Genomic DNA, 22,908 nt, shown 5'->3' on the forward strand with positions numbered 1-22,908 from the left:
GCCAGAATCTCTAATGAAGGCAAGTTTGCACGCCATTCGCCTGCCGACTGCGCGATGATTGATCATCCCGACAAGAGCAGACAGGAGGAATGTCAATGGGTCCGTTTCCGCATGATGCCGCCCCGCCCGCGATCTCGGCCGCCAACCCGATGGGAACCGATGGGTTCGAGTTCGTCGAGTATGCCCATCCCGAGCCGGAGAAGCTCGGTGCCCTCTTCGAGACGATGGGCTTCACCAAGGTCGCCCGCCACCGCTCGAAGCAGGTGACGCTCTACCGGCAGGGCGACGTCAATTTCGTCGTCAATGCCGAACCGGATTCCTTCGCCCAGGCCTTCGCCGCCGAGCACGGCCCCTGCGCCTGCGCCATGGCCTTCCGAGTCGTCGATGCGAAGTACGCTTTCGATAGGGCCGTGTCGCTCGGCGCCGAGCCCTATGAGAGCGCGATCGGGCCGGGCGAGCTAGCGATCCCTGCTGTACGCGGCATCGGCGGTTCGCTGCTCTATTTCGTCGACCGCTATGGCGAGAAGGGTTCGATCTGGGATGTCGATTTCGAGTGGATCGGCGAGCGCGACCCGCATCCGGAGCAGGCCGGGCTCTATTACCTCGACCACCTCACCCATAACGTCATCCGCGGGCGCATGGACCATTGGGCCGGCTGGTACGGCAACCTGTTTAATTTCCGCGAGATCCGCTTCTTCAACATCGAGGGCAAGCTGACCGGCCTGATCTCGCGGGCGCTGACCTCGCCCTGCGGCAAGATCCGCATCCCGATCAACGAGTCGCTCGACGACAAGAGCCAGATCGAGGAATACCTGCGCCAGTACAAGGGCGAGGGCATCCAGCATGTCGCGATGGGCTCGCGCGACATCTATGCCAGCGTCGAGGCGCTGCGCGGCAACGGCCTGCCCTTCATGCCGTCGCCTCCCACGACCTATTACGAGAAGGTCGATGCCCGCGTGCCGAACCATGGCGAGCCGGTCGAGCGCCTCAAGGCCACGGGCATCCTGATCGACGGCGAGGGCGCGGTCGCGCTCGGCGAGAAGCAGGGCCGGATGAGCAAGGTGCTGTTGCAGATCTTCTCGGGCACCGTGCTCGGGCCGATCTTCTTCGAGTTCATTCAGCGCAAGGGCGATGACGGCTTCGGCGAGGGCAATTTCCGCGCGCTCTTCGAATCGATCGAGGAAGACCAGATCCGCAGGGGCGTGCTGAGCCCGGCCACCGCCGCCGAATAGCACTCCGCTCCGCATGGCCGGCTCGGCCGGCCATGCATGCTACGGCGTGAGCTTGCGCATGAGCAGGGGCGCGCCGACCGCGGGGTCCTTGCGCCACTGGCCGTTCTCGAAGACGAGATCAGTGCCGTGGCCACGACGCGCGACGAGTGTCAGGCGTCCGCCGGCATAGCGCCAGCTGACGGGATCGAAGATCGTCAGCCCGGTATCCGGGCACAGTCCCTCGAAGGCAGCGGGCTGGCGGCCGTCGGCCGAGGCCGGTGAAAGGACGAGGCGGCAGGCCTCACGGTTCTGCTGACGCATCAGGACGTAGCGCCCGGGCAGGGTATTGGAAGGGGGGGCGGTCGCAGGATCGACGACCGTAATGCGCTGTGCTGCCGCAGCAGCGGGGTTTTGCGTGCTTTGCGGCGAGACGCGAGGATGATCCCTGGACGCCAGCTTATAGGCTTTGCCGTCGCTGCCCTTGCCGTTGAGACCGGTTTCGGGCGTGCCGCTCTGGAAGCCGACGACCTCCTTGCCGCTGGCATCCATGAATTGCGGCTGTCCGCCGCCGCTCAATGTCCATGACGCCGCCGTGTCGAGGATCGGCAGGGCGCGGCGGCAGGTCGCCGGGAAGCGCAACTGGCGCCGGTTGCCGGCGGGCTCCGCACCGAGCGTGACGGTGCAGCTTCTCGATGCATCGGCGAGCGTGAGTTCCCAGGCGCCGAGCCAGCGGCGGATCGCGTCCGGCGCCTTGTCGGCGCCGCGCGGCAGCGGCGCCGTCTGGGCGGCGGCCGGCAGGGAGCCGGCGCCGAGAAGGATAAGCGGCAGCAGCCGGCGGATCAGGCCTTTTTCCATGGAGTCTCCGACACGGGCGTCAGCGGGCCCTTGCCATCGAACCATGAAACCAGGTTGTCGACCAGAAGCTGGCCCATCGCCTCGCGGGTATGGACCGAGGCCGAGCCGACATGGGGCAGCAGCACGGCATGCTCGATGGCGATCAGCTCGGCCGGCACGCGCGGCTCGTCCTCGAAGACGTCGAGGCCGGCGGAGAGGATGGTCTTGTCGTTGAGCGCCTTGATCAGCGCCTGCTCGTCCACGACCGTGCCACGGCCGACATTGACCAGGATGCCGTTGGGGCCGAGCGCCTTCAGCACTTCGGTATTGATGATGTGATGGGTCGAGGCGCCGCCAGGCGCGACCGAGATCAGCGTATCGACATCGGCAGCCATGTCGACCAGCGAGGGATAGTAGGGGTAGGACACGTCGGGCTGGCGCGATCGGCCATGGTAGACGACGGACAGGCCGAAGGCCTCGACGCGCTGTGCCACCGCCTTGCCGATGCGGCCGAGGCCGACGATGCCGACCTTGCGGCCGCGCAGCGAGGTGGTGAGCGGGTAATTGCCCTGAAGCCACTTGCCCTCGCGCAGATAGCGATCGACCTGCGGGAGCTGGCGGACGGTGGCGATCAGCAGACCCAGCGCGAGATCGGCGACCTCGTCGGTCAGGACGTCGGGCGTGTTGGTGACGATGAGCCCGCGCCGGCCGGCCTCGGCCGCATCGACATGGTCGTAGCCGACGCCGAAGCTGGAGATGACCTCAACCTTCGGCAGGGCGTCGAACAGCACGCCGTCGACCCGGTTGTGGCCGCCGCCGGCGGCGACGCCGCGCACGCGGTCGGCGACCTCGCGCAGCAATGCGGTGCGATCGGCCGCCTTCCACAATTCATGGACGGTGAAGCGTGCCTTGAGCTGGTCGGCCGCATAGGCCATCAGCGGGCCGGTCATGACGATTTCGGGCTTGTTGGAGATTGTCATTGTCGGGCTGTCCGTCGGTGTGGTGAGGAAGGTCGTTGATTCGGTTGATCTGAATCGATTAAAATGAAATGACGCGGCCTGCCGGACAGGCATAGCCCCGCCGCCGCATGAGCGCTATCCGAACACGCTTCGCTGGCGATGCGAAGCGTTCATTTAGTATGCTTTATTCTGGCGATTTTCCCAGCCTCAGTGGCGACATGCGTGCCGAGCGAAGCCAGGGTCGTGTTCAGGCTATCGATGACGAGGCCGGCCATGCGGGCGGAGGCGAGGTCTCCGTCGCGGTCGATGATGGCGAGCAGGACGTGCTCGTGGTCGGGCAGGGACTCGATATAGGCGGCCTCATCCCCGGTCTTCAGCAGCAAGGACCATTGCAGCGTGGCGATGACCGCGCTGGAGAGGCATTGCAGGGCGGCGTTCTGGGCGGCGGAGAAGATCGCCTCGTGGAAGGCGAGATCGGCCCGGATCGTCGCTTCGGCATAGGGCGCGCCATCGGCCATGCCGCGATAGGCGGCCTCGATGCGGGCGATATCGGCCGAGGTCCGGCGCTGCGCCGCGAGGCGCGCCGCACTGGGCTCGACGAAGCGGCGCAACTCGAAGAGATCGCGGATGAATTTCTCGTTGGGATCGGACTCGAAATGCCAGGACAGGACGTCGGGGTCGAGCAGGTTCCAGCGCTCGCGCGGCGCAGCGCGGGTGCCGCTTTTCGGGCGGGCCTCGACCAACCCCTTCGCCGTCAGAATCTTGACCGCCTCGCGATAAGCCGTACGCGAAACCGAGATCTCCGAGCGCAGGTCATCCTCGTTCGGCAGCACCTCGCCGGCCCGGACGCGGCCGGTGATGATCGCAACGGCGAGCTTCTGGGCGACCTGGCCGAAAAGCCGGTCCGGATTGAGCGTCGTCGGCCGCGAGAAATCGCGTACCCGCATCGCTGGTGCCCCTCCCTTGGGCGCCTCCGGCCAGCCTGAATTTGCGGCATTGCGAAGGCTGTGGCGGCGCTTGACAGGGCCGCTTCTATCGTATGACTTTATCGCAGATTGGAACGGACACAATCGCCGGCAGCAGGCGATATCCGGTTTCATCATTCGGTCACAAGAAACCGATTGTGGTCGTGAGCCGCCTGCATGACAAGCGGAGCGACCAGGGAACGGAAAGCAGGGAAGGACGGCATGGCCTCAGTCCAGATCGCCGATGTGCGCAAGGCCTACGGGTCGACGCAGGTCATCCACGGCGTCGATATCGACATCAACGACGGCGAATTCGTCATCCTGGTCGGCCCCTCGGGCTGCGGGAAGTCGACGCTGCTGCGCATGATCGCGGGGCTCGAGAACATCTCGGGCGGTGAGATCAGGATCGGTCCGCGCGTGGTGAATGACGTGCCCCCGAAGGAGCGCGACATCGCCATGGTGTTCCAGAACTATGCGCTCTATCCGCATATGACGGTCGCCGACAACATGGCCTTCTCGATGAAGCTGCGGAAGGCGCCGAAGAGCGAGATCGACGAGCGCGTCAACAAGGCCGCCCAGATTCTCGGCCTGACCAAGCTGCTCGACCGCTATCCGCGCCAGCTCTCCGGCGGCCAGCGCCAGCGCGTCGCGATGGGCCGCGCCATCGTGCGTGATCCGCAGGTCTTCCTGTTCGACGAACCGCTCTCCAACCTCGACGCCAAGCTGCGCGTGCAGATGCGCACCGAGATCAAGGAGCTGCACCAGCGCCTCAAGACCACCACGGTCTATGTCACGCACGACCAGATCGAAGCCATGACCATGGCCGACAAGATCGTCGTGATGCATGACGGCATCGTCGAGCAGATGGGCGCCCCGCTCGACCTCTACGACAACCCGGCCAATCTCTTCGTCGCCGCCTTCATCGGCTCGCCCTCGATGAACCTGCTCAAGGGCAAGATCGTCGGTCACGGCTTCGAGACCGAAGGCGGTACGGTCTGGCCGATCGGCAAACATCCGGTCGGCTCCGATGGGCTCTCTGCGGTGCTGGGCATCCGCCCCGAGCATTTCCGGCTCGATCCCAACGGGCTGAAGGCCGAGGTCGCGGTCGTCGAGCCGATGGGCTCGGAGACGCAGGTCGTCGTCCGCTGCGGCGGGCAGGACCTGACCTGCATCTTCCGCGAGCGCATCTCGGCCAGGCCCGGCGAGACGATCGGCATCACGCCCGATACCAGCGTGACGCATCTGTTCGACGCCGCGACCGGCAAGCGAATCTAGAGCAGGCATCGGCCGGGTTGCGCTGCGACCCGGCCGAACCGCGCGTTCGCGGCGCGGAGTTCTGAACCGGCTTTCCCGATCGGCCTCTTTCACGCCCGATCGGGCTCGGCATCAAGGAATTCGCCGCTCCCGCTAGGCGGAGCGACGGATGATCGCTGTCAACGCCCATAATCATGCAGGACGGTGGTCCCATGCAGGCCGCCGCCGCGCCAACGGAGGAGACGGTTTCCATGAGCATTTCCAGAAGAGACGTTCTGATCGGCGGCGCCGGACTCGCGGCAGGAGCAACGTTGCCGCTCGCGCCGTCCATCGCGCAGGCCAAGATCGAGCAGGGCGCGACGCTTCGCGTGTTGCGCCCGACCAAGTTCGTCGATCCAGACCAGACGATCTTCAACGAGAACACCGAGGCCTTCACCAAGGCGACGGGCGTTCCGGTCCGTGTCGACTATGCCGGCTGGGAAGACCTGCGCCCGCAGACGGCGGTCACCGCCAATACCGGCGCCGGGCCCGATATCGTCGTCGGCTGGGCAGATGATCCGCATATCTTCTCGGACAAACTGATCGACCTCACCGAGATCGCCGACGAACTCGGCAAGAAATATGGCGGCTGGTACCCGATCGCCGAGAAATACGGCAAGAAGGACAAGACCAACCAGTGGATCTCGATCCCGATGGGCGCCTCCGGCGCACCAGCGGTCTATCGTGAATCCTGGGTCAAGGAAGCGGGCTTCGACACCTTCCCGAAGGATCTCGACGGGTTCCTCAACCTCTGCCGCAAGCTCAAGGCCAACGGCCACCCGGCCGGCTTCGCGCTCGGCAACGCGGTCGGCGACGGCAACGCCTTCTGCAACTGGCTCGTCTGGACCCATGGCGGCTACATGGTCGACGAGAACAACAAGGTCGCGATCAACTCGAAGGAGACGATCGAGGCGCTGAAATACGCCAAGGCGCTCTACGAGACCTTCATCCCCGGCACGCTCTCCTGGCTCGATATCAGCAACAACAAGGCGCTGTCGGCCGGTGAAATCGGCCTGACCCAGAATGGCGTCTCGCTCTACTTCTCGATCAAGAACTCGAAGGACGAGAAGACCGCGGCGATCGGCAAGGACCTGAACCATGCGACGATGCCGGTCGGCCCGCTCGGCCGTCCGTCGGAGCCGGCGCTGATCATCAACGCCATGGCGTTCAAGCACACGAAGTTCCCGAACGCCGCGAAGGAATATCTCCGCTTCATGATGGAGAAGGAGCAGTACGACAAGTGGCTCACCGGTTGCTACGGCTACTGGGCCCAGCCGCTGAAGGCCTTCGCCGAGAGCAAGGTCTGGTCGGCCGATCCGAAGATCGTGGTCTATCGCGACACCTGGGACCGGGCGCTGTGGAGCGGGTACAAGGGCGCGATCAACGAGGCGGCCGGCACGGTCAATGCCGAGTATGTCGTCGTCCAGATGGTCGCTTCCGTCTGCGCAGGCCAGGCGACGCCGGAAGAGGCGGCCAAGGAAGCCGAGCGCCGTGCCCGGCGCTACTACCGGTCGTGATGCGCTAACCGCGCTGACACGGACACACGCGGCCGCCGGCTCGTCCGGCGGCCGACGCAAGATCGCATCGGGTGTCCCCGAAAGGCGGTTTCAGCCTTTCGCTCCGATGCTACTGCCGACTCGAACGCGAGGGCGCCATGGCCGTAGCTGCCGCCGAATCGCGAACCGTCCACAGCCTGCAGCAGAGCTGGCTTGTGCGTCTGTTCGACTACAAGCCGTTCCTGATCTTCCTCTGCCTGCTGCCAGCGGCGGGCTTCCTGCTGGTCTTCCTCAGCTATCCGCTGGGCCTCGGCATCTGGCTCGCCTTCACCGATACGCGCATCGGCCGTGTCGGGCAGTTCATCGGCTTCGAGAATTTCGAATCGCTCTGGCATGACCGGGTCTTCATCACCTCGGTCTGGAACACGCTGCTCTATACGGGCGTGGCGACCTTCGGGAAGTTCGCGCTCGGGCTGTGGCTGGCCCTGCTGCTCAACAACCATCTGCCGTTCAAGTCGCTGCTCAGGGCGATCATCTTGATCCCCTGGATCGTGCCGACCGTACTCTCGGCGATCGCCTTCTGGTGGATCTACGATCCGCAGTTCTCGATCATCTCCTATGTGCTCGTCGACGTGCTCGGCTGGCGCGACACCTATATCGATTTCCTCGGCCAGCCCTGGCCGGCGCGGTTCTCCTTGATCGCGGCCAATATCTGGCGCGGCATCCCCTTCGTCGCGATCAGCCTGCTCGCCGGCCTGCAGACGATCTCACCCTCGCTCTACGAGGCGGCGATGCTCGACGGCGCCAATTCCTGGCAGCGCTTCCGGCATGTCACGCTGCCGATGCTGATGCCGATCCTGGCGGTGGTGCTGACCTTCTCGGTCCTGTTCACCTTCACCGATTTCCAGCTGGTCTACGCCATCACCCGCGGCGGGCCGGTCAACGCCACGCATCTGATGGCGACGCTCGCCTTCCAGCGCGGCATCCCGGGCGGCCAGCTCGGCGAGGGCGCGGCGATCGCGGTGGCGATGATCCCGTTCCTCGTGATGGCGACGCTGTTCAGCTATTACGGCCTGTCCCGGCGGAAGTGGCAGCAGGGGGAAGACAATGACTGACCAGACCCTCGCCACGCGCCCGCAACTCACGGACAAGGAACGCGAAGGCGTCATCGACTGGTCGTCCGGCCCGCGGCGCTTCATCACGCTCTATCTGCCGCTGTCGGTCTTCGTGCTCGTGCTGCTGTTCCCGTTCTACTGGATGGCGATCACGGCGATCAAACCGAACGGCGAGCTGCTCGACTACAAGAACAACAACCCGTTCTGGGTGAAGTCGCCGACGCTGGAGAACATCAACAAGCTGCTCTTCCAGACCGACTACCCGCAATGGCTGTGGACCACGATGATGGTCGCGGCGGTGGCGACGGCGCTCTCGCTGTTCTCCAGCGTGCTCGCGGCCTATGCGATCCAGCGCCTGCGGTTCAAGGGATCGCAATATGTCGGTCTCGCGATCTATCTCGCCTATCTCGTGCCGCCCTCGATCCTGTTCATCCCGCTGGCGACGCTGATCTTCCAGTTCGGGCTGTTCGACTCGCCACTGGCACTGATCCTGACCTATCCGACCTTCCTGATCCCGTTCTGCACCTGGCTCCTGATCGGCTATTTCAAGTCGATCCCCTACGAGCTCGAGGAATGCGCGATGATCGACGGGGCGACGCGCTTGCAGACGCTGTGGCGGATCACGCTGCCGCTCGCCATGCCCGGCCTGATCTCGGCCGGTATCTTCGCCTTCACCCTGTCTTGGAACGAGTTCATCTATGCGCTCGCCTTCATCCAGTCGGCGGAGAAGAAGACGGTTCCGGTCGCGGTGCTAACCCAGCTCGTCGAGGGCGACGTCTATCACTGGGGCTCACTGATGGCCGGCGCGCTGCTCGGCTCGATCCCCGTCGCGATCCTCTATTCCTTCTTCGTCGATTACTACGTCGCGTCCATGACGGGTGCGGTGAAGGAGTAACCGGCCTGGCGTCGGGTTTCCTGCGGGCATGGCGCGAGCTGTGCCCGCTTTCGTTCCGAGAGTGTCTGCCTCATGTCCGCTCAACCGATCTCCAGCATCGCCTTCGTCGGGCTCGGCGCCATGGGCGCGCCGATGGCCGAGAACCTCGTCCGGAAGCAGTTCCGCGTAACCGGCTTCGACATGCGGGAGGCGGCGCGTGACGCGCTCGTCGCAGCCGGCGGGCATGCGGCGGCGAGCGCGAAGGAGGCGGCTACCGGCGCCGAGGCGTTGGTGCTGATGGTCGTCAATGCGGCGCAGGCGCGTGCGGTGCTGTTCGAGGCCGGTGCGCTGGAGGCGTTGGCGCCGGGGGCGACCGTCATCCTGATGGCGACCTGCCCGCCGGGCGAGGCCGAGGCGATCGCGGCTGAGGTCACGAAGACCGGCCGGCATTTCATCGACGCGCCGGTTTCGGGCGGGGTGAACGGTGCGCGCAACGCGACGCTGACCATCATGGTCGGCGCGCCCGGCGACAGCTTCGCGCGGGCGAAGCCGGTGCTGGATGCGCTCGGCGACAAGGTCTTCCATGTCGGCGAGAAGGCCGGGCAGGGCGCGACGGTGAAGACCGTCAACCAGCTGCTCTGCGGCGTGCATATCGCGGTCGCGGCCGAGGCCCTGTCCTTGGCCGAGAAGGCCGGCATCGACGGGCGCCTGCTCTTCGAGATCATGGGCGGATCGGCCGCCTCGTCCTGGATGCTGAGGGATCGCGGGCCGCGCATGCATGAGCCCGATCCGGTGGTGGCGAGCGCCGTCGACATCTTCGTGAAGGACCTCGGCATCGTGCTCGATGCCGGGCGGGCGGCGAAGACGGCGCTGCCGCTGGCCGCCGCGGCGCACCAGATGTTCCTCTCGGCGTCGGGCCTCGGCCATGGCGGGCGCGACGATTCGCAGGTGGTGCGGGCCTATCGGGCGCTCAACGCCAAGCCCGCGAACGATGCCTGAGCAGGGCTCAGCGCCGCGGCGGGCAGGTCGTTCCACGGACGTGGAGCGCCGGTGTCAGCAGCAGGCGCTGCCTTGGGGCGGTGGGGTCGGCGATGCGGTTCAGCAGGAACTCGGCCGATTTGGCGCCCATGTCGTTCTGGAAGTTGAAGATGGTGGTGAGCGCCGGGAACCACTGCGCTGCCTCCTTCACGTCGTCGCAGCCGACGATCGAGAAATCGCTGCCGGCCTCCAGTCCGCGATGACGCAGGCCGAGCATGGCGCCGAAGGCGGCGAGATCGTTCATGCAGGCGGCGGCGGTCGGCGGATCATGGGCGTCGAGCACTTTCTGGATGCCCTTCAGCCCGTTCTCGCGGGTGCCGTAATCGAAATGGACCAGCGCCGGGTCGAAGGGCAGGCCATGGCGGGCGAGCGCGTCGCGATAGCCGGCATAGCGGTTGCGGCCGGTCGAGATGCTCTCATTGGCACAGAGGAAGGCGATGCGGCGATGGCCGAGCTCGATCAGATGCTCCATCGCGAGATTGGTGCCGTGGCGATCGTCGGAGCCGACGAAATCGAGGTCGAGCTCGGGGATTTCGCGCGAGAGCTGGACGATCGGGATGCCGGCATCGATCAGGGGGCTGAGGCTTTCCGCCGTGCTGCCGCCGGCCGAGCACAGGACCATGCCGTCCGGCCGGTATTCGGCGAGCGTGCCGAGCACGCGCTGCTGCCGGTCGAGGTTCTCGGCATAGGTGCCGAGCAGGATCGAGCGGTCGTAGCGGCCGGCGGTCTCCTCGATCGCCGCGAGCAGTTCGGCGAAATAGGGATTGGTGATGTCGTGGAAGCCGACGCCGATGATGTTGGTGCGGTCGGTGCGGAGCGAGGCGGCGCTGCGGTTGTAGCTGTAGCCCATCTCGCGGGCGATCTCGCGGACGCGGTTGCGCGTCGCCTCCGCGACGAGCTGAGAGCCACGCAAAGCCAGCGACACCGTCGCGGTCGAGACCGAGAGACGCTCGGCGATGACCTGAAGCGTCACGCGGGCGCGGCCGGCTGGCGGCGGGCTGTTGGGCTGGCGGGGCCCGGGCGGGTCGCTGGCGGTCATGACTCGTCCACACTGAGCGCGGGCCTTACGGCCGGCTTCCGGTCGGGCCATTTCGCCGACTTCCGGTTCCATCTCAACCATATCAGCGGGAGAATTTGAAGATGACTGCAACCAAAGAGTCCATCGGCTTCATCGGCGTCGGCCTGATGGGGCAGGGCATGGCCCGCAATCTCGTCGACAAGGGCTTCCCGCTGACCGTGATGGGACACCGCAACCGCAAGCCGGTCGAGGAACTCGTTGCGGCTGGTGCAACTGAGGCGAAGACGGCGAAGGAACTCGCTTCGCGTTCCGAGATCATCTTCCTGTGCGTGACCGGCTCGCCCCAGGTCGAAGCCGTGCTGAGAGGCGAGAACGGCATCATCGCCGGGGCGAAGCCGGGCACGGTGATCGTCGATTGCTCGACCTCCGACCCGACGGTGACGGTGAAGCTCGCCGCCGAACTGGAGGCGAAGGGCCTGCATCTTGCCGACGCGCCGCTCGGCGGCACGCCGGCACAGGCCGCGCTCGGCCAGCTCTCGGCGATGATCGGGGCGTCTCCCGAGGTCTTCGCGCGGATCAAGCCGGCCTGCGAGGCCTGGGCGCAGAAGATCGTGCATCTCGGGCCGGTCGGCGACGGCCACAAGATGAAGCTGATCAACAATTTCCTGTCGCTGGGCTATGCCGCGATCTATGCCGAGGCGCTGACGCTCGGCCAGAAGATCGGCATCACGCCCCAGACTTTCGACAGCGTCATCCGCGGCAGCCGCATGGATTGCGGCTTCTACCAGACCTTCATGACATACGTGCTGGAGCGCGACCGCGACGCCCACAAGTTCACGCTGAGTAACGCGCTGAAGGACGTGCGCTATCTGGAGAGCGTGGCCAACGAGGCTGGCGTCGCCAACCCGATCGGCAATGCCGTGAAGAACAGCTATGCCGCCGCCGTCGCCAGCGGCAAGGGCGAGGATTACGTGCCGATGCTGTCGGACTGGATCGCGGGCCTGAACGGCACTTCGCTCGCCGGCAAGGGCTAATCCGCGCCGTTCAGGGCTGCGCCAGCAACCGGGAGAGGCCGTCCGAGAGTCCGGCACTGGCGACCGGCGCGGGCAGGGCGAGATCGCCCTCCTGCGGCTTCGGTCGGGGCTGGTCGAGTTCGGCCAGCAGCATGCGGATGCCGGCTTCGGCCGAGCAGATCACGGGCACGTCGACATGGGGTTGGACGCGGGGCGCGAGGCCTGCGAGTCCGGCGCCGCCGAGGATGACCGCGCCCGCACCGTCGCGTTTGGCGACGCGGCGGCAGGCTTCCGCGAGCATGGCGATCGAGCCGTCGGGGTCGCGGGCGATATCGGCGCCGGTCGGCGCGACGGTCTCGACCGCGGCGAGGCGATTGCCCAGCCCGATCGAGCCGACGAATTCATGCAGCATCGGGCCCCAGCGCTCGCCGCCGGTGACGATGGCAAAGCGCTCTGCCTTTTCGGCGGCGTAGCGGCTGCTGGCCTCGGCCATGCCGATCACCGGGATGCGCGCCATCTCCTTGAGCGCGAGCAGGCCGGGGTCGCCGAAGCAGGCGAGATAGACGCCGTCGCAATCCTGGCCATGTTCGGCGAAGGCTTCGAGCGCCGCGTGGGCGGCGATGACGCTGGCGCTGCGGCTGGCGATATATTCCGCTCCGAAGCGGCCCGTCACCGGCACGAGTTCGGCCTGAACAGGCAGATAGGGCTGGACCACGCGGGTCACCAGAGCTGTCATTTCCGGCATCGTGTTGGGGTTGAGCAGGAGAATGCGCAAGCGAGGCCTCACAATCCGTGATCCAGCCGCGCGGCACCGTCGACCGCCCGATCGGGCGATGGCCATGCAGCGGCTGTCAGGAGCGAACGGTGTCTCATCGGTTCGAAATCAACAGCAGATATGCCGTTCGGCTCGCAAGCGGAGGAATGGAGAAACAGTGCTTCCATTCCGGCACGGCCGGCCCTTGTTCGCACTATCCGGCGTTCTCGCATTCCGCCGCGTCGACAGCAAGCACCGGATGGCTTTGCTGGCACAAAGCTGCGATCAGCGCGGCCGGCTCGGTGCCTGCTTCGTGATCGCACAGGGCGTCCGGCTGAAGCGGACCGGCGGCTTCGTCGTGACCAGCTGTCCTTCCTCGGGATGCTCGACCGTCTCGAAGAAGCCGGTCGCCTTGAGATGCCGGTCGTCCAGCAGGTCGTCGAGCGTGTTGATCGCGGAGCAGGGCACGTCGATCCGGTCGAGGATCGCCAGCCATTCGGCCGACGGGCGATGCAGCAGGCACTCCGCCAGCCGCTCGTAGAGCGTGTCGATCATCGCGGCGCGGGCTGCGCCGTCACTGAGCGCCGGTTCCGTGGCCCAGTCATCGCGACCGGCGGCCTCGAACAGGGCGTGCCAATGCGCCGCCGTATAGGGCATCACTGCGATGAAGCCGTCTGCCGTGCGATAGGGCCGGCGATGCCGCGACAGGACGCGCGAATAGCCGCTTGGACCAAGTGCGGGCTCGAAGCTGCGGCCGCCGAGATGCTCGACCGCGAGGAAAGAGACCATGGCCTCGAACATGGGGACCTCGATCGCCTGGCCTTCGCCCGAGACCGCCCGGTGATAGAGCGCCGCATTGATCGCGCCGACGGCGAAGAGAGCAGTCGTCTTGTCGGCGACGATGGTGGGCGCATAGGCCGGTGCATCGCCGCTGCGCTGGGACAGTGCGGCCCAGCCCGAGGCGGCCTGAATGACGTCGTCATAGGCCGGACGGTCGCGATAAGGCCCGTCCTGTCCGAAGCCGACGATGGCGCAGTAGATCAGGCGCGGATGGCCGGCGAGCAGCGTCTCCGGATCGAGCCCGTAGCGACGGGCGGCCTCCATCCGCATGTTGTGGATGAAGATGTCCGCCTCCGCGATGAATTCGCGGAGGCGGACGAGATCCTCTGCCGATTTCATGTCGAGCGCGATGCTGCGCTTGTTGCGGTTGCAATTGAGGAAGGCTGCGCCCATGCCGGGCGAACGAGCAGGACCGGGCGCCCGCATGATGTCGCCGCCCGGCGGCTCGACCTTGAGGACATCCGCACCCATGTCGCCGAGCGTCTGCGTCGCATAGGGACCGGCGATAATCGTGGTCAGGTCGACGATCTTGATCCCGTCCAGTGGTCCTGGCATGGCGCGTGCGAATCTCCGTTCGAGCCGCAGTGAAGCCGTCATAGACTGGTGGCGCAACGCCGCTCGCCGCAGAGCCGCCCCGAGATCGATGGCGGGCGAAGGATATTCTCCGACCGCCAGATCAGGCGCTTCTGCACTGTCGACAATTTGGATGTTGCGTGCATATTATATCGCTGTCGGGGCCGGGTGCTCGCTGACAGGCATGTTCGGAGGCGGGAATGACGATGCTGCATTTCAAGAACTTCGCTTTGCTCGAACCCGGTTTCGGTGAGCTGCGCCAGGGCTACGAGCTTGTTGTCGAGGGCGACAAAATCCGCGAGCTTTCCGAGAAGCCGCTGAAACTGGCCAAGGCCGACGTGATCGATTGCGGCGGCCGGACGCTGATGCCCGGCCTGATCGACAGCCATGTCCATGTCTTCCTGTCCGAGGTCTATATCCGGACGATGGAGAGCATGCCGCTGACGCTGATGACGGCACGCGCCGTCCGGCTGATGAAGGGCATGCTCGACCGCGGCTTCACCAGCGTGCGCGATACCGGCGGCGCCGACTGGGGCATCAAGGAAGCGGTCGAGAAGGGCGATGTCGCGGGGCCGCGCCTGTTCATCGCGGGTGCCGCGATCGGCCCGACCGGCGGCCATAGCGACCCGCGCCGGCGCACCGATTTCGGCGCGCGCTGCCATTGCTGCAACGCCATGGCCTATACGATGAACGTTTCCGATGGCGTCTCCTCGGTGCGAAAGTCGGTGCGTGAGCAGATGCGGCTCGGTGCCGACCATATCAAGATCATGATGTCGGGCGGCGTCGCCAGCCCCTATGATCCCTTGGATTCGATGCAGTTCAGCGTCGACGAGGTGAAGGCAGCCGTCGAGGAGGCGAAGGCCTTCGGCCGCTATGTCTGCGCCCATGCCTATACGCCGGAGGCGATCACGCGGGCGGCGCAATGCGGCGTGCGCGCGATCGAGCACGGCAACCTGATCGATGAGGCCTCGGCCAAGCTGATGGCCGAGAACAACATGTTCCTCACCGCCAATCTCGTCGCCTATTACGCGATGAAGGAGCGGGCGGCCGAGTTCGGCATGACCGGCGACATGCTGGCCAAGAACGATCTCGTCATCGATGGCGGCCTGCGTTCCCTCGAAATCTGCAAGCGCGCCGGTGTGCCGGTCGCCTATGGCTCGGACCTGCTCGGCCAGTTGCAGAGCGAGCAGTCGCGCGAGTTCCTGCTGCGCCGCGAGGTGCTCTCCCCGCTGGAGATCATCCGCTCGGCGACCACGGTCGGCGCCCAGATCCTGCGCATGGAAGGCAAGGTCGGCACGGTTCAGACCGGCGCCTTCGCCGACCTCATCCTCGTCGACGGCGACCCGCTGAAGGATCTTGCGCTCTTCCAGGAGCAGGGCAAGCACCTGGCGGCGATCATGAAGGGCGGCGCCTTCCACAAGAACACGCTGCACTGAGGCCTGCCCAAGCGCCGGCCAGCCGATGACGGAAAAGCGGGCTTCACTGTTTGTAACTGGCGTCGCAAACTGTCTGACAAAAGAGGGGACGGTTTTGGCTTTCACAGTGGACAGCAAGCGGCAGGCAGCCGGAGCGGCCTGCCATCGGGAAAACGCCGGGTGAGCGCCGGTTCGCAGCGCTTTGGGCGCTATGCGCTGAACGGTGCGGCCGCGCTCTCGCTCGGCTTCATCCTGCTGCCGCTGATCTTCGTGACCTGGCTCGCCTTCTTCCGGCAGGAGATTCCTTCCTTCCCGCCGGAAGGCTACTCGCTGAAATGGTTCGCCGCCGCGGCGAACAACAAGCCCTTCATCGACGGCTTCATGCTGAGCCTCCAGGTCGCCGTCGCGTCGACGTTGATCGGGCTTCTCCTCGGCGTGCCGGCGAGCCTCGCGCTGGTGCGCCATCGCATTCCGCTGGGAGGCGGCGTCAGCACGCTCTTGCTGCTGCCGCTGGTGATGCCGGGCATCGTGCTGGGCACCGCGACCTATGTCTTCCAGATCGAGGTCGAGATCGCCACGCAATTGCCGGTGATGGGCTCGCTCGCCGGCCTCGTCGCGGCGCATACGCTCGTCGTCATCCCCTGGGTGGTGCGGCTGGTGACGGCGAGCCTCGCCGGCTTCGACCGCTCGATCGAGGAGGCCGCGCAGAATCTGGGTGCCGGCCCGATCACGACCTTCTGGCGGGTGACGCTGCCGAGCATCCGGCCGGGCATCGTCGCGGCTTCGCTGTTCGGCTTCGTGACCTCGTTCGGCAATCTCGAGATGAGCCTGTTCCTGGTCGGGCCGGGGCGTACGACGCTGCCGATCGCGATCCTCCAGTATCTCGAATGGAAGATCGATCCGACGGTCGCTGCGGCCTCGCTCATCCAGATCGTCCTGATCTGCGTCGCGATGATCGTGACCGATCGCTATGTCAAACTGAGCCGGGTGGTGTGAACGGATGGCAAGTTCCTAACGATGGCACGTCTCTCGATTTCGCATCTGAAGAAGACCTATGGCGCGCTGACGGTCGTCGACGATGTCGACATCGCGGTCGCCGATGGCGAGTTCCTCGTGCTGCTCGGTCCCTCCGGCTGCGGCAAGACCACGACCTTGCGCATGGTCGCGGGCTTCATCGCTCCGAGCTCCGGCGCGATCACCATCGGCGAGCAGGACGTCACCAACCTGCCGCCGTGGAAGCGCCATTGCGGGCTGGTCTTCCAGAGCTATGCGCTGTTCCCGCATATGACCGTGGCGCAGAACGTCGCCTTCGGGCTGGAGATGCACAAGGTGCCGCAGGCCGAGCGCGGCCCGCGCGTCGCCGAGGCGCTCAGGCTTGTCCGGCTCGGCGGCTTCGACGAGCGCTATCCGCGCCAGCTCTCCGGCGGCCAGCAGCAGCGCGTCGCGCTCGCCCGCGCGCTGGCGATGGAGCCGAAGGTGCTGCTGCTCGACGAGCCGCTCTCCAATCTCGACGCCAAGCTGCGTCTTGAGGTTCGGATCGAGATTCGCGAATTGCAGCAGAAGCTCGGCCTGACCACGATCATGGTGACCCATGACCAGGAAGAGGCGCTGACCATGGCGGACCGCCTCGTCGTCATGGAAAAGGGGCAAGTGCGCCAGATCGGCACCCAGCGCGAACTCTACGAGAAGCCGGCCGATCGCTTCGTCGCTGGCTTCATCGGGCGCAGCGCCTTCATCGAGGGGCAGGTCACGGGGCAGGGGCGGTTCCGCACCGGCGGTGGGCTCGACATTGCCTGCACCGCCGCTGCCGCGAGTGGACCGGCGACGCTGGCACTCCGGCCCGAGCGGATCGTCGTTGGGGCTGAGGCCGAGGGGCTGGCCAACCGCTTTCCGGCCCGGATCGAGCATGCCTCCTATCTCGGCGCGCTGCTTGACGTGCAGGTCGCGCTCAACGAGCAGGATCGCATGATCCTGCAGATTCCGAACCGGGTGGGGCTCACTGAGCCGCAGCCGGGCGAAACCATCACGATAGGCTGGGCCGAAAGCGCCGGGCTCGTCTATCCGCAAGGGGCCTGAAAGCTCCCAATCGGCGTCCAAAAACGAGGGGAATACCATGGCTTCATTCGACAGGCGGGATCTTCTGAAAGGCGTCGGCGCGGCGGCGCTCGCCACCGCGACCGGCATGCCGGCCTTCGCCCAATCCGGCGGACGCGTCGTCGTCGGCACCTGGGGTGGCGACTACGCGCGGCTTCTGACCAAGAATATCGAGGACCCGATCCTCAAGCCCAAGGGGCTCGAAGTGGTGCAGGATCAGGCCGGCGACGCGCCGCGCCGCGCCAAGATGGTCGCCGAGCGGCGCCTGCCGCGCGGCACGGTCGATATCCAGGGCCTGTCGGCCGCGAACATGTACGAAATGAACGAAGCCGGCGTGCTCGAACAGATCGACTATTCCAAGTTGCCGAACGCCAAGAACCTGTTGCCGACGATGAAGTACCCCTATGGCATGGGGCACATCTATTCGGGCAACGTCGTGATCTACAATCCCAAGATCATCTCGCCGGCGCCGAAGGGCTTCAAGGACTGGCTCGACCCGAAATGGGGCTCGAAGATCGGCTTCATCGACATCCAGTACCAGTCGATCTTCATCGCGGCCTCGATGGCCGCAACCGACGGCAAGGACATGAACGACATCGAGAAGGCCAAGGAGGTCCTGCTCGCGGTCAAGAAGGCCGGCGCGCGCGTCTATCCGACCAATGAGGCCTTCGCCCAGGCGATGAAGAACGAGGAAGTCGGCATCAGCGCGATCTGGAAGGCCCGCGTCGTGCAGTGGCAGAATGCCGGCATCCCCTGCGAGGCGGTCTCGCCGATCGAGGGCATCCCGACCTATGTCTCGGGTTTCGTGATCCAGAAGAACGCGCCGAACAAGGACAACGCCTACGCCTATATGGACGCGATGCTGGCCAAGGCGCCGCAGGAGGCCTTCGCGGTCGACATGGGCTATAACGGCACCGTCACCGGCCTCAATGTCGATCCGGCGCTGCACAAGCGCATCGGCTTCACGCCCGAGGAAGAGAAGACCCTGAAAGACCTCGACTACGCCTTCCTCGCCAAGAACGACGCGGCGATGAAGGAATGGTGGGACAAGGTCTTCAAGGGCTGACATGGCTCGCCCGTCCGACCATCGCGGCCGCCTGACGCGGCTTTCTGCGCTTCCGGTGCTCACGGACGGATGTCCGCTGCGCGCCGGTTCTCGAAAGCCGCGCCATCCGGCTCGCGCTGGCGAACGGTCGAACCATGCCAGAGGCGTCTCCAGGGGGAGCGGTTCATGAGCGCCGCTCCCGAAGCCGTCGCCGGCGCCCGCACCAAGCTCGCCGGCCTGCTCGTCGTGCCGGCGACGCTCTTCGTCGCCCTCATGCTGATCGGGCCGCTGGCGATCCTGTTCCGCTATTCGCTCAACAAGTTCGTGCCCGGCCAGTTCATGGTCGATGCGCTGGTGATCGAGAACTACGTCAAGTTCTTCACCGACGCCTATTATCTCAACGTGCTCGCCCGCACGGTCCGCGTCGCGGTGATCTGCACGCTGGCCTGCCTGATCATGGGCTTCCCGCTCGCCTATGTGCTGGCGCGCACGCAAAGCCGCTTCAAGAACCTGATGGTCATCGCGGTGGTGCTGCCGCTCTTCGTCGGCAATGCGGTGCGCGCCGCCGGCTGGATGACTCTCTTCGGCAGCAAGGGCGCGTTCAACGCCTCGCTGATGGGGCTTGGCCTGATCGATCAGCCGCTGGAGATCATGTACACCGAGAATGCCGTGCTGATCGGCATCATCGCGGTCAACCTGCCCTTCATGGTGCTGACGCTGCAGAGCGTGATCGAAGGCATCCCGCGCAATGTCGAGGAGGCCGCCTTCAGCCTTGGCGCCGGCCCCGCGGCGATGTTCCGTCGCGTGCTCTGGCCGCTGGCGCTGCCCGGCATCCTCGCCGGCACGATCCTGACCTTCATCCTGGCGATGAACGCCTATGCCACGCCGGTGCTGCTGGGCGGGCCGAAATTCCAGATGATGGGGCCGCTGGTCTATGGCCAGTTCGCGCAGCAGAACAACTGGCCCTTCGGCGGCGCGATCTCCTTCATCCTGATGACCGCGACGATCCTGCTCACCATGATCGCCCACCTCACCGTGCAGCGGCGCTATCGCTGAGACGGCCAAGGCGAAACCGCCTCCGGCCAGTGGCCGGAGGCGGTTTCTAACTTGCTTTATTCGGCGGCCTGCAGGACCGGCGGCTCGATATCGTGCCGGGCGAGCGGGCGGTTGCCCGCCAGCTTCCGCATGAGCACGTAGAAGACCGGCGTCAGGAAGATGCCGAAGGCGGTGACGCCGATCATGCCGGAAAAGACCGCGATGCCCATCGCCTGCCGCATCTCGGCGCCGGCCCCGGTCGAGATCACCAGCGGCACCACGCCCATCACGAAGGCGAGCGAAGTCATCAGGATCGGACGCAGGCGCAGGCGGCTCGCCTCGATCGCGGCCTCGACCGGCGTCCTGCCCTCGAATTCGAGCTCTCGCGCGAATTCGACGATCAGGATGGCGTTCTTGGCGGATAGTCCGACCAACACCACGAGGCCGATCTGGGTGAAGACGTTGTTGTCTCCGCCCGAGAGCCAGACGCCGGTCAGCGCCGCGAGCAGGCCCATCGGGATGATCAGCAGGATCGCGATCGGCAGGGTCATGCTCTCGTACTGAGCCGCCAGCACCAGGAAGACCAGCAGGATCGCGACCGGGAAGACGATCACCGCCGAGTTGCCGGCCAGGATTTCCTGATAGGTCAGCTCGGTCCATTCGAAGGCGAAGCCCTTGGGCAGCGTCTCCTTCGCGATGCGCTCCACCGCCTCCTGCGCCTGTCCCGAGGAGAAGCCCGGCGCCGCGCCGGCATTGATGTCGGCCGAGAGGAAGCCGTTATAGCGCATGGCGCGTTCCGGCCCTGAATCGGTGCGCACGTTGAGCACCGCGCTGAGCGGGATCATCTCGCCGGAGGTCGAGCGCACCTTGAGCTGGCCGATATGCTCGGGCTGAGCACGGAAGGGCGCATCGGCCTGGACACGCACGGTGTAGGTGCGGCCGAAGCGGTTGAAGTCGTTGACATAGGTCGAGCCGAGATAGGTCTGCAGCGTGTCGAAGACCTCCGTTACGGGCACGCCGAGCTGGCGGGCCTTGGTGCGGTCGATATCGGCATAGAGCTGCGGAACGTTGACCTGGAAGCTCGAGAACATGCCGGCGATCTCAGGCGCCTGCGCGGCCTTGCCCATGAAGGCCTTGGTCGCCTCGTCGAGCGCGGCATAGCCCAGGCCGGCGCGATCCTCGATCTGCAGCTTGAAGCCGCCGATGGTGCCGAGGCCCTGCACGGGCGGCGGCGGGAACATCGCGATGAAGGCCTCCTTGATGCCTGAGAATTCCTTGTTGAGCTGCATCGCGATGGCGTTGCCGCTCAAGGACGGATCCTTGCGCTGGTCGAAGGGCTTCAGGCCGACGAAGACGATGCCGGAATTCGACGAGTTGGTGAAACCGTTGATCGAGAGGCCGGGGAAGGAGATGGCGTTCTCGACGCCCGGATGCTTCAGCGCGATCTCGTCCATGCGGCGGATGACGTCCTCCGTCCGGTCGAGCGTCGCGGCATCGGGCAATTGGGCGAAGCCGACGAGATACTGCTTGTCCTGGCCGGGGACGAAGCCCGAGGGCACCGCCTTGAACAGCACGCCGGTCGCTCCGAGCATGATGACATAGACCGCGAGCATGATCGCGCGATGCGAGATCACCCGGCGCACGCCGCCGCCATAGGCCTCGGACGAGCGATTGAAGAAGCGGTTGAAGGCACGGAAGAACCAGCCGAACAGCCTGTCCATGAAGCGGGTCAGCGCGTCCTTGGGGGCGTGGTGGCCCTTCAGCAGCAGCGCAGCGAGAGCCGGCGACAGCGTCAGCGAGTTGATCGCCGAGATCACCGTCGAGATCGCGATGGTCAGCGCGAACTGGCGGTAGAACTGGCCGGTCAGGCCCGAGATGAACGCCAGCGGCACGAAGACCGCGACCAGCACCAGCGCGATCGCGATGATCGGGCCGGAGACCTCGCGCATCGCCTTGTAGGTGGCTTCGCGGGGGGAGAGGCCGTTCTCGATATTGCGCTCGACATTCTCGACCACGACGATCGCGTCGTCGACGACGATGCCGATGGCGAGCACCAGCCCGAACAGGCTGAGCGCATTGATCGAGAAGCCCAGGAGATACATCACCGCGAAGGTGCCGACGACCGAGACGGGCACGGCGACGAGCGGGATGATCGAGGCGCGCCATGTCTGCAGGAAGACGATGACGACGAGCACGACGAGCGCCACCGCCTCCAGCAGGGTCGTGATGACGGCCTTGATCGAGGCGCGGACGAACTGGGTGGTGTCGTAGACGATCGAGTAGTCCACGCCCTCGGGCATGTTCTGCTTGATCTCGCGCATGGTCTCCTGAACGCGGTCGGCGATCGCGATGGCGTTCGAGCCGGGCGCCTGGAAGACCGGCACGGCGACGGCCGACTTGCCGTTGAGCAGCGAGCGCAGCGCATAATCCGCGGCGCCGAGCTCGATGCGGGAGATGTCCTTCAGCCGGACGACCGCGCCATCAGCAGCCGTCTTGACGATGATCTCGCCGAACTGCTCCTCGTTCTGGAGGCGGCCCTGCGCGTTCACCGAAAGCTGGAGATCGAGGCCCGGCGCGTTCGGCGAGGCGCCGATGACGCCGGCCGCGGCCTGGACGTTCTGGGCGCGGATCTCGCGCACGACGTCGCCGGGCGAGAGGCCGTGCTCGGCGACCTTCTGCGGGTCGAGCCAGACGCGCATCGAGTAATCGCCGGAGCCGAAGAGCTGGACCTGGCCGACGCCGTCGATGCGGGCGAGCCGGTCCTTGACGTTCAGCACCGCGTAGTTGCGCAGATAGGTCATGTCGTAGCGGCCGTTCGGCGAGGTGATGTGCACCACCATCGTCAGGTCCGGCGAGCTCTTGACCGTGGTGACGCCGAGCCGGCGGACCTCCTCGGGCAGGCGCGGCTCGGCCTGGCTGACGCGGTTCTGCACGAGCTGCTGGGCCTTGTCCGGATCGGTGCCCAGGCGGAAGGTGACGTTCAGCGTCATGACGCCGTCGGTCGTCGCCTGGCTCGACATGTAGAGCATGCCCTCGACGCCGTTGATCTGCTCCTCGATCGGTGTTGCCACCGTCTCGGCGATCACGCGCGGGCTGGCGCCGGGATATTGCGCGCGCACGACGACGGTCGGCGGGACGACTTCCGGGTATTCCGAGATCGGCAAGGCCCTGATCGAGAGCAGCCCTGCCAGGAAGATCAGGACGGAGAGGACCGCCGCGAAGATCGGCCGGTCGATGAAAAATTTCGAGAGGTTCATTGTGCGCCCCTTCGGAGCGGATAGGTCATTGGACGAAAAACGCCGTCATGCTCGGGCTTGACCCGAGCATCTCCTGCCG

At 65.9% G+C, this 22,908-nt stretch carries 19 protein-coding genes; 12 read left to right on the top strand and 7 right to left on the bottom strand.

The window, feature by feature from the left end:
- Nucleotides 1–95: 95 nt before the first annotated feature.
- On the top strand, nucleotides 96–1,232 hold the full coding sequence (gene hppD, locus AC07NY_RS03705) for a 4-hydroxyphenylpyruvate dioxygenase (protein ID WP_494581907.1): 1,137 nt from the start codon (nucleotides 96–98) through the stop codon (nucleotides 1,230–1,232).
- 39 nt (nucleotides 1,233–1,271) lie between these two features.
- On the opposite strand, the gene AC07NY_RS03710 is transcribed toward hppD, so the two are convergent.
- The 3 genes from AC07NY_RS03710 to AC07NY_RS03720 form a co-directional block, all read right to left on the bottom strand.
- Nucleotides 1,272–2,066 (bottom strand): AprI/Inh family metalloprotease inhibitor, encoded by a 795-nt coding sequence (locus AC07NY_RS03710; RefSeq protein WP_494581909.1) that lies wholly within the window; start codon nucleotides 2,064–2,066, stop codon nucleotides 1,272–1,274.
- Nucleotides 2,051–3,025, bottom strand: a complete 975-nt coding sequence (locus tag AC07NY_RS03715) for a 2-hydroxyacid dehydrogenase (protein WP_494581911.1) — start codon at nucleotides 3,023–3,025, stop codon at nucleotides 2,051–2,053. The genes AC07NY_RS03710 and AC07NY_RS03715 overlap by 16 nt, the downstream gene beginning before the upstream one ends.
- A 149-nt stretch (nucleotides 3,026–3,174) precedes the next feature.
- Nucleotides 3,175–3,951 carry a FadR/GntR family transcriptional regulator gene (locus tag AC07NY_RS03720; protein ID WP_494581913.1) on the bottom strand — a complete coding sequence of 259 codons (777 nt, stop codon included), beginning with the start codon at nucleotides 3,949–3,951 and terminating at the stop codon, nucleotides 3,175–3,177.
- A 240-nt stretch (nucleotides 3,952–4,191) separates the two neighbouring features.
- Between AC07NY_RS03720 and AC07NY_RS03725 the strand changes: the two genes are divergently transcribed.
- The 5 genes from AC07NY_RS03725 (at nucleotide 4,192) to AC07NY_RS03745 (ending at nucleotide 9,746) form a co-directional block, all read left to right on the top strand.
- Nucleotides 4,192–5,244 (top strand): ABC transporter ATP-binding protein, encoded by a 1,053-nt coding sequence (locus tag AC07NY_RS03725; protein WP_492285331.1) that lies wholly within the window; start codon nucleotides 4,192–4,194, stop codon nucleotides 5,242–5,244.
- 230 nt (nucleotides 5,245–5,474) lie between these two features.
- Nucleotides 5,475–6,779 carry an ABC transporter substrate-binding protein gene (locus AC07NY_RS03730; protein ID WP_492285330.1) on the top strand — a complete coding sequence of 435 codons (1,305 nt, stop codon included), beginning with the start codon at nucleotides 5,475–5,477 and terminating at the stop codon, nucleotides 6,777–6,779.
- A gap of 137 nt (nucleotides 6,780–6,916) precedes the next feature.
- Entirely contained in the window at nucleotides 6,917–7,873 is a 957-nt protein-coding gene (locus AC07NY_RS03735) for a carbohydrate ABC transporter permease (protein WP_257732624.1), read from the top strand.
- Complete coding sequence (locus AC07NY_RS03740) at nucleotides 7,866–8,768, top strand: carbohydrate ABC transporter permease (protein ID WP_257732623.1); 903 nt, start codon at nucleotides 7,866–7,868, stop codon at nucleotides 8,766–8,768. The genes AC07NY_RS03735 and AC07NY_RS03740 overlap by 8 nt, the downstream gene beginning before the upstream one ends.
- Nucleotides 8,769–8,840: 72 nt before the next feature.
- Nucleotides 8,841–9,746: an NAD(P)-dependent oxidoreductase gene (locus AC07NY_RS03745; protein WP_494581916.1), complete on the top strand. Its 906-nt coding sequence runs from the start codon at nucleotides 8,841–8,843 to the stop codon at nucleotides 9,744–9,746.
- A 7-nt stretch (nucleotides 9,747–9,753) separates the two neighbouring features.
- Here the strand turns inward: AC07NY_RS03745 and AC07NY_RS03750 are convergent, their stop codons facing one another.
- A complete protein-coding gene (locus tag AC07NY_RS03750; RefSeq protein ID WP_492285328.1) occupies nucleotides 9,754–10,824 on the bottom strand; it encodes a LacI family DNA-binding transcriptional regulator in 1,071 nt (356 codons plus the stop codon).
- Nucleotides 10,825–10,925: 101 nt separating this feature from the next.
- Here AC07NY_RS03750 and AC07NY_RS03755 point away from each other — a divergent pair, with 101 nt between their 5' ends.
- A complete protein-coding gene (locus AC07NY_RS03755; protein WP_494581918.1) occupies nucleotides 10,926–11,837 on the top strand; it encodes an NAD(P)-dependent oxidoreductase in 912 nt (303 codons plus the stop codon).
- A gap of 10 nt (nucleotides 11,838–11,847) precedes the next feature.
- Here the strand turns inward: AC07NY_RS03755 and AC07NY_RS03760 are convergent, their stop codons facing one another.
- Together AC07NY_RS03760 and AC07NY_RS03765 are read right to left on the bottom strand one after the other, a co-directional pair.
- A complete protein-coding gene (locus AC07NY_RS03760) occupies nucleotides 11,848–12,591 on the bottom strand; it encodes an aspartate/glutamate racemase family protein (protein ID WP_494581920.1) in 744 nt (247 codons plus the stop codon).
- 264 nt (nucleotides 12,592–12,855) lie between these two features.
- Nucleotides 12,856–13,965, bottom strand: a complete 1,110-nt coding sequence (locus tag AC07NY_RS03765; RefSeq protein ID WP_494581922.1) for a CaiB/BaiF CoA transferase family protein — start codon at nucleotides 13,963–13,965, stop codon at nucleotides 12,856–12,858.
- A 218-nt stretch (nucleotides 13,966–14,183) separates the two neighbouring features.
- Between AC07NY_RS03765 and AC07NY_RS03770 the strand changes: the two genes are divergently transcribed.
- From AC07NY_RS03770 to AC07NY_RS03790, 5 genes are all read left to right on the top strand, one after another.
- A complete protein-coding gene (locus AC07NY_RS03770; protein ID WP_494581923.1) occupies nucleotides 14,184–15,419 on the top strand; it encodes a metal-dependent hydrolase family protein in 1,236 nt (411 codons plus the stop codon).
- A 159-nt stretch (nucleotides 15,420–15,578) separates the two neighbouring features.
- On the top strand, nucleotides 15,579–16,394 hold the full coding sequence (locus tag AC07NY_RS03775) for an ABC transporter permease (RefSeq protein WP_494581924.1): 816 nt from the start codon (nucleotides 15,579–15,581) through the stop codon (nucleotides 16,392–16,394).
- 21 nt (nucleotides 16,395–16,415) lie between these two features.
- Nucleotides 16,416–17,474, top strand: coding sequence for an ABC transporter ATP-binding protein (locus tag AC07NY_RS03780; protein WP_494581925.1), 1,059 nt, complete (start codon nucleotides 16,416–16,418; stop codon nucleotides 17,472–17,474).
- A gap of 37 nt (nucleotides 17,475–17,511) precedes the next feature.
- On the top strand, nucleotides 17,512–18,558 hold the full coding sequence (locus tag AC07NY_RS03785) for an ABC transporter substrate-binding protein (protein WP_492285321.1): 1,047 nt from the start codon (nucleotides 17,512–17,514) through the stop codon (nucleotides 18,556–18,558).
- Between the two features lie 165 nt (nucleotides 18,559–18,723).
- The gene (locus AC07NY_RS03790) at nucleotides 18,724–19,593 is read left to right on the top strand and encodes an ABC transporter permease (protein ID WP_492285320.1); all 870 of its coding nucleotides are present in this window, start codon (nucleotides 18,724–18,726) and stop codon (nucleotides 19,591–19,593) included.
- Nucleotides 19,594–19,649: 56 nt separating this feature from the next.
- Here AC07NY_RS03790 and AC07NY_RS03795 read toward each other — a convergent pair whose 3' ends face one another.
- Nucleotides 19,650–22,829 (bottom strand): efflux RND transporter permease subunit, encoded by a 3,180-nt coding sequence (locus tag AC07NY_RS03795; protein WP_494581928.1) that lies wholly within the window; start codon nucleotides 22,827–22,829, stop codon nucleotides 19,650–19,652.
- Nucleotides 22,830–22,908 lie beyond the last annotated feature (79 nt).

This window comes from Allobosea sp. GW821-FHT09G06, from assembly GCF_059416005.1.

Excerpts from the sequence above, each read along its gene's own strand:
- AC07NY_RS03735 (WP_257732624.1), top strand. The coding sequence starts at position 6,917 with ATGGCCGTAGCTGCCGCCGAATCGCGAACCGTCCACAGCCTGCAGCAG.
- AC07NY_RS03720 (WP_494581913.1), bottom strand. The coding sequence starts at position 3,951 with ATGCGGGTACGCGATTTCTCGCGGCCGACGACGCTCAATCCGGACCGG.
- AC07NY_RS03755 (WP_494581918.1), top strand. The coding sequence starts at position 10,926 with ATGACTGCAACCAAAGAGTCCATCGGCTTCATCGGCGTCGGCCTGATG.
- hppD (WP_494581907.1), top strand. The coding sequence starts at position 96 with ATGGGTCCGTTTCCGCATGATGCCGCCCCGCCCGCGATCTCGGCCGCC.
- AC07NY_RS03730 (WP_492285330.1), top strand. The coding sequence starts at position 5,475 with ATGAGCATTTCCAGAAGAGACGTTCTGATCGGCGGCGCCGGACTCGCG.
- AC07NY_RS03780 (WP_494581925.1), top strand. The coding sequence starts at position 16,416 with ATGGCACGTCTCTCGATTTCGCATCTGAAGAAGACCTATGGCGCGCTG.
- AC07NY_RS03790 (WP_492285320.1), top strand. The coding sequence starts at position 18,724 with ATGAGCGCCGCTCCCGAAGCCGTCGCCGGCGCCCGCACCAAGCTCGCC.
- AC07NY_RS03750 (WP_492285328.1), bottom strand. The coding sequence starts at position 10,824 with ATGACCGCCAGCGACCCGCCCGGGCCCCGCCAGCCCAACAGCCCGCCG.
- AC07NY_RS03725 (WP_492285331.1), top strand. The coding sequence starts at position 4,192 with ATGGCCTCAGTCCAGATCGCCGATGTGCGCAAGGCCTACGGGTCGACG.
- AC07NY_RS03710 (WP_494581909.1), bottom strand. The coding sequence starts at position 2,066 with ATGGAAAAAGGCCTGATCCGCCGGCTGCTGCCGCTTATCCTTCTCGGC.
- AC07NY_RS03740 (WP_257732623.1), top strand. The coding sequence starts at position 7,866 with ATGACTGACCAGACCCTCGCCACGCGCCCGCAACTCACGGACAAGGAA.
- AC07NY_RS03785 (WP_492285321.1), top strand. The coding sequence starts at position 17,512 with ATGGCTTCATTCGACAGGCGGGATCTTCTGAAAGGCGTCGGCGCGGCG.
- AC07NY_RS03765 (WP_494581922.1), bottom strand. The coding sequence starts at position 13,965 with ATGCCAGGACCACTGGACGGGATCAAGATCGTCGACCTGACCACGATT.
- AC07NY_RS03770 (WP_494581923.1), top strand. The coding sequence starts at position 14,184 with ATGACGATGCTGCATTTCAAGAACTTCGCTTTGCTCGAACCCGGTTTC.
- AC07NY_RS03715 (WP_494581911.1), bottom strand. The coding sequence starts at position 3,025 with ATGACAATCTCCAACAAGCCCGAAATCGTCATGACCGGCCCGCTGATG.
- AC07NY_RS03795 (WP_494581928.1), bottom strand. The coding sequence starts at position 22,829 with ATGAACCTCTCGAAATTTTTCATCGACCGGCCGATCTTCGCGGCGGTC.
- AC07NY_RS03745 (WP_494581916.1), top strand. The coding sequence starts at position 8,841 with ATGTCCGCTCAACCGATCTCCAGCATCGCCTTCGTCGGGCTCGGCGCC.